We start from the raw sequence: 12,838 nt of genomic DNA, 5'->3' as shown, positions 1-12,838 counted from the left end.
AGGCTTTGAGCGAGAAGTACAGCCGGGCAAAACCTCTCTAACGGGTAGGTTGTTTGGTGAGATATCGTATAGTAGAGTCAAAGGTGAGTTCAGGCGATGCAAATGTGGTAACGACGTCAGGAAATGTAAGAAGAGCTGAGGTTCATTGGTATGAAGCACATGGAGTGGGCAAAGTTGAATTTAAGGTGAAAACATGGCTGGATTAAAAGTACGATGCATTTCCACAAAACCTTATATGGATGAGTTGCCAAATGGCAGCTTAATCCAAGGTAAATACGAAGGCGAAATGATAAGTTTAACCATCAATAAGGTTTATGACGTTCTCGATGAAGACGATGAGTATTACAGAATTCTAGATAACACTGATGAGGACTATTTGTACCCCAAAGTCATGTTTGAGGTAATTGCTCCCCAAATTTAAACTCCTAAAAAATGTGACTTCAAGGGGGCGGGTTGCTTGTATTTCCAAGGATTATTAAAAAGTATGAGCATGATAAATGGGCAGTCGGGACGCAGTTAAAAAGTGCGGTTTCTACCATCAAAACAAATATAAGGATTGATAATGAAGATTAAACTAATTCTATTTTTATTGTTATTTAGTTCGATGTGTTTGGCGGAATACCCATCCTCAAGGTGTCCACCAGACGCTGCTTGCTTAGTATCTCTGACTCATTTAGTTGCAACGCCAGAAACTTATACAGGCAAAGAAATAATTATTAGGTCGTACATTAAAATTAATACAGAAAACGAAACTGCAATTTTGTATCCGAATGAAAGAACGGCGCAGCTAGGGCTTTCTGAGTACGGCGTCACGGTAGATTTTTTTAACATAAAAGAAGAAAAGTTAAAAGTTGTGAATCGTAAGTTTGTTTTAATACGCGCAACTTTTGTATCAAGTGTTGTCGGCAGGAATGGGTTTACAAACGGTATATTGAAAGATATAACTGAAATCTATTCGCTCGAAGAGTAAGGGGGGATGTTAGTTCCGTCGTTAATACTTCCATTTGCTTACCGCTGGAATTTTCCAAGTCTATATCATTGGTGTTGATCGGAACTGCATTCCTAAAAAAGGGGTCAGTGTCACTTAATTCTTGAGCCTACTATTGCTTAGTACTGAATTGTAAAATCTCATTTCGCTGGTAAACCATTAAATATAAGGCATGCTACTAATACAACATTGTTAAAAGAGTTTTCTTCCAAAAATTCATCACCAAATGGTGGCAAAATAGTAAAACTAAACGGGAGACTAGATTAATGGCGGAATTATACGAACAAATTGAAACAGTCGAGACAAAAGAAGAGTTAGCAATGTTCATAAAGTCTTTTAAAGAGGATTATGAAACTAATTCTTCTCATTGGGAGAATGATAATTTGGCAACGTTTTTAGAAGCAATGGCATATTGGATAGAAAGCATTGAGTACGCGTATAAAAATAATAATATAGATTTTCCAGAGAGAACCATCTTGGAATATGTTTGCTAGAATTTTATATGCGGCAAGTCTATACGAATAAATAGCTTTTAGGTGGCGGCTTAAGATGTTTAGAGCTTTTTCCTAGCGTATAACGAATTTTGGCTTTGGTTAATTGCTCATGAATAAAGTCACTTAGGTCTTCATCATTTAAGGGTTTGAGCTTAGCTAAGTAGCTAATTCTGGATTTGATGTCTTGATTGTTCACCATCGACTAAGCGCAGAATTTAATTTATACTCATACCCATGAAATCATATTCTTTTTTAAAAAGTTTGCTTTTAATCGCGGCTCTGCTGGTGTCTCAGCTTGGCGGCGCGTTTGCGTTTTCGCCACAAACGCAAGCATGTGGTATGGATATGTCTTCTAGCGAACACCACATGGCGCAACAAATGATGTCTGATATGGTACAAACCCAGAGCCATCAAACGGCTGCAACAGAAACTGCGTCAAACGAAATGGATTGCTGTGACATGACTGCGTCATTGACTTGTTGTGATGGTGATTGCCAATGCAGTTCTTTTATTTCTGCCAGTGTTTTTGTGACTAACAGTAGCCTTAGCAAAGTTATCAAGAGCAACTTGGCGTCTTTAACTATTGATTTCATCAACCCGATAGCCCCTTTTTTGTACCAACCAAAACGTCCCCCAATTACTAATTTCTCATAGCTTAAAAGTATCGCTGTAACGAGCGATGTTTTTTATAACACAGCATAGGTGCTTTATCGCTTAATCAAAGCTTAGAGGCCTCTATTTGCTAGTGTTTTTTATCACCGCTTTCTATGAGTGAATTAAATGCGTAATTTAAAAGATTTATCTAAATATGTAAGGTCTTACAAACGAACTAAAAACCGCTATTGTTTGATGCTAAGTAAATCCGCAAAAATAGTGTTTGTTAGTTTATTACTTGCCTCTTCATCATCTATATTGGCTCAAGATGTAAGGGATGAAACGCACAGTGTGTTGACGCTTCAAAAAGCAAAAGAACTTGCCCTTAAAAATGACGACTGGTTAGTCAAAAGCCAGTTGATGCAATCGCGTCTTGAAGTATTGAGTGAGGGCGCCAGCGCGCTACCTGATCCTACATTTAGTTTAGGGCTACTAAATCTGCCGACCGATGGCTTTGCTATTGACCAAGAGCCAATGACACAAGTCAAAGTAGGTGCAACACAAATGTTCCCTAGGGGTGACTCAACGGCGCTTGAAGAAAAAAGCTCAAGCTATCAGCAAGTGAGCAGCCTTTTCTACGAGATAACCGGCGACTAAAAGTGATATTACAAACAACTCATTTATGGTTAGACGCGTTTGAGGCATCTGCAAGTTATCACTTGGTAAACGAAGCGCGTCCTTTGTTTGATAAATTAAGTGAGATTGTGAGTGCCAGTTATGCATCCTCAGCAGGAAAAGCCAGGCAACAAGACATTATTCGCGCTGAGCTTGAGCTTGTAAGACTCAATGACAGATTGATTTCCTTAGATACGAAAAAACGCATGGCGCTATCTAAGTTATCGACATTTTTAAATTCACCAAAGCCTACTTCTACATACAGGGCTAGTTTTATAAATCAGCCAATCATGCCGGCTTCATTAACTGATATAAATAGCCCCAGCATCCAAGTGCTTGCAGCAATAGGAGAAAATATTGACGAGCAATCACTTTACCCACTCATCGAAACGCATCCTCTGATTGATGCGACTGAGCAACGTGTGCGTGCATCAAGTATCGACATTGAATTGGCTGAACAAGCATTTAAACCACAATACGCCGTAAATGCGAGTTATGCGCTTAGAGACGATGCTGCAAGTGGGCAAAGCCGTGCAGACTTTATATCAATTGGCGCGAGTATAAGTGTGCCTTTGTTCTCGAAAAAGAGACAAGACGCCAATCTAGCGGGCGCAAAATTAATGACCGAAGCAATACGCACTGAAAAACTGCTTATTATGCGTGAATTAATGGCCGGTCTTAGCAGTGCTTATCAAGAATATTTAGGGCTATCTGAGCGCTTTGCTATTTATGAAAATAATATCTTAGTGAAAATGTCACAACAATCTGAAGCTGCCCTAAATGCTTACACAAATGACAGCGGTGATTTTGCTGAAGTTGTGCGCGCAAAAATTGCCGAACTTGATGCACAAATAACGCAGCTCAATATTGACATATCAAAGCGCAAAGCATTAGCAAGCATTGAATACTTTTCGCCAGAGTCTTCAATCGCCCAATCTTCAGTCAATGCGTTTGGGGCTGCCGAAAATTTAATAAGCAAAAAGGACAATACCCATGACTAAAACTAGCTTAAAAGCACTCGCCATGGGTATCGCAATTGGCTTAATAATTGGTGTAAGTATGCTTTATGTATTAAGGCCAAGTATGCTGCATAGCCCGTCTTTAGATAATGAAGAACAAGCAAGCAACGATGAGCCTTTGTATTGGGTAGCCCCAATGGATCCAAACTTTAAACGCGATAAACCTGGAAAATCTCCGATGGGCATGGATTTGGTCCCAGTGTACAAAACTGATAGCGCTCAGGACGAAGTAGGTGCTGTTAGCATTGACCCTGTGACAGTGCAAAACCTAGGCGTGAAGACTGTTAACATTGAAAAAATATCGCCCAAATCAAGTATTCGAACTTATGGAGAGATTGCGTTCGCCCAAGATAACATCGTACATATTCATCCGCGAGTTGAAGCTTGAGTAGAAACGCTGAGCGTGCGCAGCAAGGGTGACTATATTGAACAAGGCGAACCCTTGTATTCCTTGTATGCTCCCGACCTTGTTAACGCCCAAGAAGAACTATTAATCGCCTTACAGCAAGCTAACAAAGCGTTGATCCGCGCGGCTCAATCGAGACTTTTGTCTTTAAATGCACCTCAAAGCCTAATAGATAGCATCCGCAAGTCAGGAAAAATAAAGCGCAGCATTACTTATTATGCGCCTCAAAGCGGTTACGTAAGTGAATTAAACATTCAAGAAGGCTTTTATGTAAAGCCGAGTACGACGATGTTGGCGATTGCCAGTTTAGACCAGGTTTGGGTATATGCTGAGGTATTTGCACGTGACGCAAGTAAGGTCATGCTTGGCCAAAGCGCAATTATTCACAATGCGTATGTACCACAAAGCAAGATGGCAGCCACGATTGACTATATTTACCCCACAATTAATACCAATACGCGCACGATGAAAGTAAGACTTAGGCTTGAAAACCCAAGTTTAGCGCTTAAACCAGGAATGTATGTCGATGTCGTAATTGATGCCGCATCAAGTAATGATTCAATACTAGATAATATAATCGCAGTACCTAAGCAGGCGGTTATTAGAACAGGTGATGCAGACCGTGTTGTACTAGTTTTGGGGGAAGGCAGATACAAATCGATTAATATTACATTAGGACGTGTTTTTGATGATGTATTTGAAGTACTAAACGGCGTGAAAGAAGGTGATGAAGTGGTTAGCTCTGCGCAGTTCTTACTCGATTCCGAAAGCAGTATTAGTTCTGACTTTATGCGTATGGAAGCGCCAACGGAAGAATATAATAACCAGCAAGACGATGATATAAGCTCATGGACTCAAGCGACTGTAAATGAAGTAATAATAGATGAACGCCTAATAAACCTAACTCACGGCCCCTTAGATGAGTTTAATATGATGGGCATGACGATGAACTTTATGCTCAGCGATACAATCGATATTAACGATTTTAAGCAGGGACAAGAAGTACATGTTGAAATTATTAAGTCGGCTTCGGGAATGTACGAAATTAATACCATACATTTTATGGAGGATATGGATGGCAGCAATAGTATGAATAACAACGGTGGCCAGCCATGATCTCATCTCTTATTCACTGGTCAATCCATAATCGCTTTTTTGTACTGTTAGCTACCTTAATATTGATTGGCGCAGGATTTTATTCAGTCAAAAATACGCCCATTGACGCAATCCCAGACCTCTCAGATGTACAGGTAATTGTGAAAACATCCTTCCCCGGTCAAGCGCCACAAGTTGTCGAGGATCAAGTGACCTATCCATTAACAAGCGCCATGCTGTCTGTACCTGGGGCCAAAACGGTGCGCGGATTCTCTTTCTTTGGTGACTCTTACGTTTACATTATTTTTGATGACAGCACTGATTTATACTGGGCGCGAAGTCGTGTTCTAGAGTATCTTTCTCAAGTGATCCCAACGCTTCCACCTTCTGCTAAACCGCAATTAGGACCAGATGCTACAGGGGTTGGTTGGGTGTACATGTATGCATTAACGGACCCAACAGGTCAGCATGACATAGCAGACTTGAGAAGCCTGCAAGATTGGTTTTTAAAGTATGAGCTACAAACCGTGCAAGGCGTGTCTGAAGTTGCCACTGTTGGCGGCATGGTCAAACAATACCAAGTGATAGTTGATCCGCTTAAATTGCAAGCTTACAACATTCCCTTGTCACACGTGCAAATGGCGATTATGCGCGGTAATCAAGAAACCGGGGCCTCGGTTGTTGAAATGGCTGAAGCTGAGTACATGATTCGAACGACAGGTTACATCTCAAGCCAACAAGATATAGAAAACATACCTATAGGAATGGACGCAGGGCTTAGCGCTACACCCCTCATAATAAAAGACATCGCAGAGGTAGAAATAGGACCGCAGATGCGAAGGGGACTTGCTGATTTAAATGGACAAGGAGAGTCGGTAGGCGGGATAGTCGTGATGCGTTTTGGTGAGAATGCCCAAGCCACCATAAATGGTGTTAAAGCCAAATTAGATGCGCTCAAGGCCAGCCTACCTAGTGGTGTTGAAGTCACAACCGTGTATGACCGCTCTGCGTTAATAGAGCGCTCGGTTAATAATCTGAGCAAAAAGCTACTCGCAGAATTTGGCGTAGTAGCCTTCATATGCCTTATCTTTTTGTTTCATCTTCGCTCTTCACTGGTCGCCATCATCAGCCTACCTATTGGTATTTTAGCAGCGTTTGTCATCATGCATATCCAAGGTATTAACGCCAATATTATGTCTTTAGGGGGTATCGCCATCGCCATAGGCGCAATGATTGATGGAGCGATTGTATTAGTTGAAAACATGCATAAGCACATTGAAAGAACACCGCTTACCAACGAGAACCGATGGGAGATAGTGGCTAAGTCAGCATCAGAAGTAGGGCCCGCATTATTTTTCAGTTTATTAATTATAACGGTTAGCTTTGTTCCTGTTTTTACCTTAGAAGCGCAAGAAGGTCGCATGTTCTCGCCGCTTGCTTACACCAAAACCTACGCAATGGCCTGCGCCGCGATATTGGCAATTACCCTAGTGCCGGTGTTAATGGGCTACCTTGTTCGTGGAAAGATTTTACCTGAGCGAAAAAACCCAATAAATCGCGTATTGATTAACATTTACAGACCAGTACTTAACACGGTATTAAGCTTTCCCAAAACAACGGTTTTACTCTCGCTTGTGGTGCTGATGATTGGTTTGTGGCCAATCAACAAAATTGGCAATGAATTTATACCACCATTAGATGAGGGCGATTTGATGTACATGCCAACTACCTATGCCGGGGTATCGATAGGAGAAGCTCGAGATATTTTACAGCAAAGTAATAAGCTAATTAAAACCTTGCCCGAAGTAGAAACAGTCTTTGGAAAAGTAGGTAGAGCAGATACAGCAACCGATCCTGCGCCGCTTACAATGATTGAAACCTTTATTCAACTAAAGCCCAAATCACAGTGGCGAGAAGCCCTAACGACCTCAAAGCTTATTGATGAATTAGATAGCTTAGTCGATTTTCCTGGACTAACAAATGCGTGGGTAATGCCAATCAAGACACGTATTGATATGCTGGCAACGGGCATAAAAACGCCAGTAGGTATTAAAATTGGCGGGCCTGATTTAGCACAAATTCAAAAAATAGGACAAGAGTTAGAACAAGTGTTGGCGACATTAGAAGGCACCGCCTCGGTTTACGCCGAGCGAGTAGTTGGTGGCAGATACATAAATATTGACATCAAGCGCCCCGAGGCCGCCCGATTTGGACTAAACATTGCTGATGTGCAATCATTTATTGCCAGTGCAGTGGGTGGAAAAAACCTCACTACAAGCGTAGAGGGACTTGAACGCTATCCAATACAAGTACGATTCCCACAATCGTATCGGGATTCACCGGAAAAGCTTGAAAAACTCCCTTTTGTGACGCCATCTGGCGCACATATTCAATTGGGTGAAATTGCTGAAATATCGATTATTGACGGGCCGCCCGGGATTAAAAGTGAAAATGCGAGACCAAATGGCTGGGTCTATGTGGATATCGAAAACGTCGATATTGGAAACTATGTTGATAATGCGATTGCGCTTGTTCGTGACCAAGTTTCGTTGCCAGCAGGTTACTCAATTACCTGGAGTGGTCAATATGAATACATGGAACGCGCCAAAGCAAAACTGACTTATGTAGTGCCTCTTACGCTCGCCATTATTGTTATATTGCTTTATGCCAATTTTCGTAGCTTTCCTCAGGTACTGATGATTATTGCTACTCTTCCTTTCGCCTTAATTGGTGGTATTTGGTTATTGTATATTGAAAGCTTTAACTTTTCGGTAGCAGTAGGAGTGGGCTTTATTGCACTAGCAGGAGTGGCTGTAGAGATTGGCATTATCATGCTGGCTTATTTAGACAACAAGTTTGAGGCCTTGGGCAAAGACTATAGTCAAAACGATTTAAAAAACGCAGTGATTGAAGGTTCTGAAATGCGGATACGACCTGTAATGATGACGTCAACATCTATTATATTTGGTTTGTTGCCGGTGATGTATACAAGCGGCACCGGGTCAGAAGTGATGAGCCGTATTGCAGCACCCATGGTTGGGGGAATGATTAGCGCATTAATATTAACGCTAATTGTGTTGCCCGCAGTTTACTATTTATGGCGACGCACTTGAGTCTTTAAATGTGACCTATCCTAAAGCAAATTTTGATCCGAGCAAGGTTGGGTTTCAATCAACAAAAATACGTTTTTCGGGTTATACACAAATGAGTTAGAACATCACGTAACTCGATGCCATCCTGCCAGTTTTGTTTGCCGGCCTTTCTTCTGCATTTGTAGTGCACAGCCGCTGAGCAGATAACGGCTGTGCAATTTAGTTCTGGATGGTACCGCCTATAGCTTTATACAACATCCAGGCGCCCGCCCCAATCATAAATAAATTTTCTGTCAGTGAAACAAAGCCAAGCGGCACGTTGCTATCACCACCTACGCAAGCGCACTTTAGCTCTCTTTTTTCGATGTAAACCGCTTTGAATACTGATATAGCACCTACAGTTCCTATAAAAAGGGACACAGGACCAACAACAAAACCTGATATTGTCGCGAGCATCCCAATGCCAGCAAACGCCTCCGCAAACGGATAGATATAGGCATATCTGATATTGCGCATGGCTAGCAAGTCGTAGGTAATAAATGAGTTTGAAAACGTGTACAAATCGCGTAACTTTTGAATAGCTAATATGGTCATGCTGTAAGCAACGAACAATTCAATTACGTTTATTAAGATAAATTGCGCTGTGTAAGCAAAACTGGTGGCTAAACTCATTAAAAAGGCGACAGCAAAAATGGCCAATACTGGTGTATAGGTGGTGCCGGTTTGACCAGCAGGCTCCATGTCAAAGTAATCTCTCAGGTCGTCATAACCGCCAATCTGCTTGCCGTCTATAAAAGCTTGCGGAGTGGTTTTAACATCGTGTTTTTCTTTAAACTTGTCAGTTTCTTCTCGTGACGTCAATTTATGGTCTTCTACTTTATAGCCTTTTCTTTCAAGCAGGTCTTTGGAACGCAGACCATAAGGGCAGATATGCCCACTGGTGTGCATGCGATATAGCGTTGCTGTGTTCTTCATTTTAGACTCCTTGTGCCAATTAATAGCCGAGAGTTTTGACTACTGATCGTTCAAACTTTGCGAGGACTTCCTTCACTTGATGTGTAATATTTACATGCTCGAATTATTAGACCTGTTGTCTTGTTGTCTGCCGAGGCCCAATTTTATTGGTGTAAACATAAATTATAAGTTTTAGTGGCCTTATTGGAACATTCCTGCAAAAATTTAGCCAAGTCGATCAAGCATATAACCATACTTAAACTGTTTTCAAATTCCGAAGAACTATAGGTGAAACCAGTGTTGCTTACCAAAATGCGCTTGACTTGATAATAAGTGTAGAGGTTACACTTATTACATGAGTCAGTAAGCGAGTTGGATTTTTTTCTGCAATTGAGGTCATTGCCAACATTGATGTAATATTAGTAGACGTAACGGCTTACTTATCTCACACTCGCTGGCCTGATTTGATGATAGGGTTTCATATTTTTCTACTAGTTCCGCGGGGGCATTCTTAATCTGAAAAGATGCCAAGAAAGAACTTCGTAATAACAGCAAATATAATGGAGAAGGTTTATGAATTTCACGCAAGCAGCAAGGCCGTATGTGGTTCAAAAACTAAGCGAAGCGCATAAGTCATTTGCAGACAAAGATGATGAGTCGGGATTCAAAGCCCTAGAAGATGCTCATGTAATTGGGCAGCATTCAACATATCACCATACCCGAGTGCATTATGAAATGCTTAAGTTTGGATTTAAACGCAAGGACGTTAAAGAAGTATTCGGGCAAATTTTTAGGCTGATTGGTGCGGTTACCAAAACCGCTATTGGTTTATTGCCCGAGGGTAATACAGGCGGCGCAAATGTAAGTCCGTTCAAACCCATGCCTATTTCAACTAAAAATAAAGAAATCTTGGATAAGATTAGACATGCACAGTCATAAGCACTCACATAGCCATTCACATAGCCATTCACATAGCCACTCGCACTCACATGGGAATTCAGATGATGCTTCAAAACGCATCGGCTGGGCGTTCTTTTTAAATGTGGTATTCACGATTATCGAATTTATTGGTGGTTGGCTAACCAATAGTACCGCCATCATGGCTGACGCCGTGCACGATTTAGGCGATAGTTTGTCGATTGGGACTGCATGGGGGTTGAACAAGCTAAGCGATAAAGGCGCTAATCAAACCTTCTCATATGGATATAAGCGCTTTTCTTTGCTGGGCGCTTTGATTAATTCAATAGTGCTAATAGTAGGTTCTATTTGGATATTGTTTGAAGCAATTCCGCGCTTGGCAGCGCCCGAAATGCCCCAAGTAGAAGGGATGTTAGCCTTATCTATTTTTGGTATGGCAGTAAACGGTTTTGCCGCTTATAAACTAAGTGAAGGAACATCATTAAATGAGCGCGTGCTTAATTGGCATTTACTCGAAGACGTACTCGGTTGGGTTGCCGTATTTATTGTATCCATCGTTTTGATGTTTAAGCCTTGGCCGATTTTAGATCCAATCTTGTCCATTGGCTTTACTTTGTTTATTTTGTTTAATGTGTTTCGTAACCTAAAAGAAACCTTGATGCTATTTTTGCAGGCAACGCCCGATGCAGAACAAATGTCAAAAATAAGAAACGACTTGCTTGCAAACGATAAGGTGAGTGACCTTCATCATTTTCACATTTGGTCTTTAGACGGAGAACGCAATGTTATGACTGTGCATCTTGTTTTAGAAGGGGAAGTCAATGTTGAGCACATACAGTCGCTAAAAGAGAATATACAAAGCTCACTAGCAAAGTATCATTTTGAACATACAACAGTAGAGTTGGAGTTTGCCGATGAACAATGTCGTGACGAAATGAAATAGTGCTTAATAAGGCTAGAACAATTTCAATTGAGAGGACTCAAGTTTACTTTTCTTTTTCGCATTGCCACGCCGTGCAGAAAAGCTGCGTCGTCTTGACCCATGCTTGATAAATACCGCTTTGGCTTCTTTTGTGCAATATTCAGATTTCGATATTTCATAGAGTGCATCTTTCATGATTCGTGATTCGCTCTTAAAATCGATAATTTGTGTGGCGTAAGAAGATGAAAAGAACTCATTTGAAAGTGATAATATTTGCGCAGGTTTTAAAGACCGCAATTCGGGGATCATTTTGTAAACGAAACTGCATTTTGGGTCGTGGTCTTGCAGTTGCTTTTGCGGCGAATAGACTCTAATTATATTAATGCCGGTAACACCCGCTTGCATTTGTACTTGCGATACATGAATGCCCGGCACGTAATCTTTCATGAGTTTTGAAAGTTCGTACATAACGGTTTGCCACGGTAGCCTAAGAGCATTGCAAGCAAAACTGGTGATCATTGCGCGAGAACGAAAGTTAAGCCAGCCATACTTTTGGTAGTAGCGCATCGCGGCATCGATAGCAGGAAAGCCAGTTTGACCATACAACCATGCATCTAGTCGTTTTTTGTGTTCATCAGGGGCAATTTCGGCATAAATATAAGGTAAACCGCCTCTAAAGGCTTTGTTTACCGCATGAAACTCCATATCCACTTGGTTTTCGAGTTTCTGAACAAAATGCGCATGCCAAAACAACCTAGATCTGAAATTGTCTAAACTCATTCTCCATTGTTTCGAACTAATAGTATTTTCAGTCTCAATTTCTTTTAATCTATTGTCACACTCTTGCAACACCGTCCGCAGCGATAACGAACCCCACGCAATATGAGCAGACAACCTAGAACAGGCATTAGTTGCTATATTCATACTGCTAATACCACCTCTGTACTTTCTGCCTCTGTTGTTCAAAAAGTCTCTTAGTATCAGATTGCCTGAACGCTCGCTAACATCCATGTATTGGGAAACAGAGCTCTCAGCAGCAGGGTTTGGGCCATTTTGAATTGCATAAGTTTCGTAAAACCTATCTGAAAATATAGCTTTTAATTTATTGGGGAAACTAACACACAGCTTATCTTTATAAAATTTTACCCGCTCTTTGAGCATGTAGTTTGAAAAACGCTTTTCCCAATGATTTCTGTCAATTGGTCCTCTAATTACGCCGTTGTTTGTATACTCGTGCCATACAATAGCGTTGTTTTCACACCACCATTTAAATTCCTTGTCTCTTTGAAAGGTATGCGTAAGACCTGTTTCTTCATGGGAGAAGACCTCAGCAAGCTCAAATTCAGTCGCCTCTAGTCTATGCATTATTTCTTCAATCGCCTCAATTGGAGATGAGTCAAATACTAAAAGTTTACTATTAAAATGATTGAGGTTTTTACTTAGTGATTCGCCCGCGGCTCGTATCGCTTGGGTATGAAAAACGCCCCAGTCGGGCCCGTTTAAAAGCAATGGTTCAAATAAATACATCGGCAATACGACACCGCTTGACGATAAAGCAATAGACAGTGCCTCATTATCATTTAAGCGAAAATCTCTTTTAACCCACCAGAGGGCGACCTTTATTCTCTTTTTTACCATTGATGAAAATTCTACCTTTCGCACTTCGTATCATTTGTAGCGT

At 41.2% G+C, this 12,838-nt stretch carries 15 protein-coding genes; 12 read left to right on the top strand and 3 right to left on the bottom strand.

The window, feature by feature from the left end; all coding sequences use genetic code 11:
- Positions 1-56: 56 nt before the first annotated feature.
- The 4 genes from AC0L6H_RS16310 to AC0L6H_RS16295 all read left to right on the top strand — a co-directional run bounded on the left by AC0L6H_RS16310 (position 57) and on the right by AC0L6H_RS16295 (position 1,482).
- Positions 57-206: a hypothetical protein gene (locus tag AC0L6H_RS16310; protein WP_473390208.1), complete on the top strand. Its 150-nt coding sequence runs from the start codon at positions 57-59 to the stop codon at positions 204-206.
- The gene (locus AC0L6H_RS16305) at positions 194-421 is read left to right on the top strand and encodes a DUF6501 family protein (RefSeq protein WP_473390206.1); all 228 of its coding nucleotides are present in this window, start codon (positions 194-196) and stop codon (positions 419-421) included. Before AC0L6H_RS16310 ends, AC0L6H_RS16305 begins: the two co-directional genes overlap by 13 nt.
- Before the next feature lie 141 nt (positions 422-562).
- Positions 563-970 carry a hypothetical protein gene (locus AC0L6H_RS16300; protein WP_473390205.1) on the top strand — a complete coding sequence of 136 codons (408 nt, stop codon included), beginning with the start codon at positions 563-565 and terminating at the stop codon, positions 968-970.
- A 284-nt stretch (positions 971-1,254) separates the two neighbouring features.
- A complete protein-coding gene (locus tag AC0L6H_RS16295; protein WP_473390204.1) occupies positions 1,255-1,482 on the top strand; it encodes a DUF7660 family protein in 228 nt (75 codons plus the stop codon).
- 19 nt (positions 1,483-1,501) lie between these two features.
- Here the strand turns inward: AC0L6H_RS16295 and AC0L6H_RS16290 are convergent, their stop codons facing one another.
- On the bottom strand, positions 1,502-1,681 hold the full coding sequence (locus AC0L6H_RS16290; protein WP_473390203.1) for a hypothetical protein: 180 nt from the start codon (positions 1,679-1,681) through the stop codon (positions 1,502-1,504).
- A gap of 35 nt (positions 1,682-1,716) precedes the next feature.
- Here AC0L6H_RS16290 and AC0L6H_RS16285 point away from each other — a divergent pair, with 35 nt between their 5' ends.
- The 6 genes from AC0L6H_RS16285 to AC0L6H_RS16260 all read left to right on the top strand — a co-directional run bounded on the left by AC0L6H_RS16285 (position 1,717) and on the right by AC0L6H_RS16260 (position 8,384).
- Positions 1,717-2,136, top strand: coding sequence for a hypothetical protein (locus AC0L6H_RS16285; protein ID WP_473390201.1), 420 nt, complete (start codon positions 1,717-1,719; stop codon positions 2,134-2,136).
- A gap of 126 nt (positions 2,137-2,262) precedes the next feature.
- Positions 2,263-2,733, top strand: a complete 471-nt coding sequence (locus tag AC0L6H_RS16280) for a hypothetical protein (RefSeq protein ID WP_473390200.1) — start codon at positions 2,263-2,265, stop codon at positions 2,731-2,733.
- 2 nt (positions 2,734-2,735) lie between these two features.
- On the top strand, positions 2,736-3,752 hold the full coding sequence (locus AC0L6H_RS16275) for a TolC family protein (protein WP_473390199.1): 1,017 nt from the start codon (positions 2,736-2,738) through the stop codon (positions 3,750-3,752).
- Entirely contained in the window at positions 3,745-4,158 is a 414-nt protein-coding gene (locus AC0L6H_RS16270; RefSeq protein WP_473390198.1) for a heavy metal-binding domain-containing protein, read from the top strand. The genes AC0L6H_RS16275 and AC0L6H_RS16270 overlap by 8 nt, the downstream gene beginning before the upstream one ends.
- Positions 4,159-4,167: 9 nt before the next feature.
- The gene (locus AC0L6H_RS16265) at positions 4,168-5,292 is read left to right on the top strand and encodes an efflux RND transporter periplasmic adaptor subunit (protein WP_473394561.1); all 1,125 of its coding nucleotides are present in this window, start codon (positions 4,168-4,170) and stop codon (positions 5,290-5,292) included.
- Positions 5,289-8,384 (top strand): efflux RND transporter permease subunit, encoded by a 3,096-nt coding sequence (locus tag AC0L6H_RS16260; RefSeq protein ID WP_473390196.1) that lies wholly within the window; start codon positions 5,289-5,291, stop codon positions 8,382-8,384. Before AC0L6H_RS16265 ends, AC0L6H_RS16260 begins: the two co-directional genes overlap by 4 nt.
- A 198-nt stretch (positions 8,385-8,582) precedes the next feature.
- Here the strand turns inward: AC0L6H_RS16260 and AC0L6H_RS16255 are convergent, their stop codons facing one another.
- The gene (locus AC0L6H_RS16255; protein ID WP_473390195.1) at positions 8,583-9,338 is read right to left on the bottom strand and encodes a MauE/DoxX family redox-associated membrane protein; all 756 of its coding nucleotides are present in this window, start codon (positions 9,336-9,338) and stop codon (positions 8,583-8,585) included.
- Between the two features lie 552 nt (positions 9,339-9,890).
- On the opposite strand from AC0L6H_RS16255, the gene AC0L6H_RS16250 reads away from it, so the two are divergent.
- Both AC0L6H_RS16250 and AC0L6H_RS16245 read left to right on the top strand, forming a co-directional pair.
- Entirely contained in the window at positions 9,891-10,256 is a 366-nt protein-coding gene (locus AC0L6H_RS16250) for a DUF3703 domain-containing protein (RefSeq protein WP_473390194.1), read from the top strand.
- Positions 10,243-11,178 carry a cation diffusion facilitator family transporter gene (locus AC0L6H_RS16245; protein WP_473390191.1) on the top strand — a complete coding sequence of 312 codons (936 nt, stop codon included), beginning with the start codon at positions 10,243-10,245 and terminating at the stop codon, positions 11,176-11,178. The genes AC0L6H_RS16250 and AC0L6H_RS16245 overlap by 14 nt, the downstream gene beginning before the upstream one ends.
- A gap of 12 nt (positions 11,179-11,190) precedes the next feature.
- Here the strand turns inward: AC0L6H_RS16245 and AC0L6H_RS16240 are convergent, their stop codons facing one another.
- Positions 11,191-12,795: an FAD-binding domain-containing protein gene (locus AC0L6H_RS16240; RefSeq protein ID WP_473390190.1), complete on the bottom strand. Its 1,605-nt coding sequence runs from the start codon at positions 12,793-12,795 to the stop codon at positions 11,191-11,193.
- Positions 12,796-12,838 lie beyond the last annotated feature (43 nt).

It is taken from the genome of Glaciecola sp. G7-5, from assembly GCF_055808975.1.
This window is presented reverse-complemented; position numbering and strand designations above follow the sequence as displayed.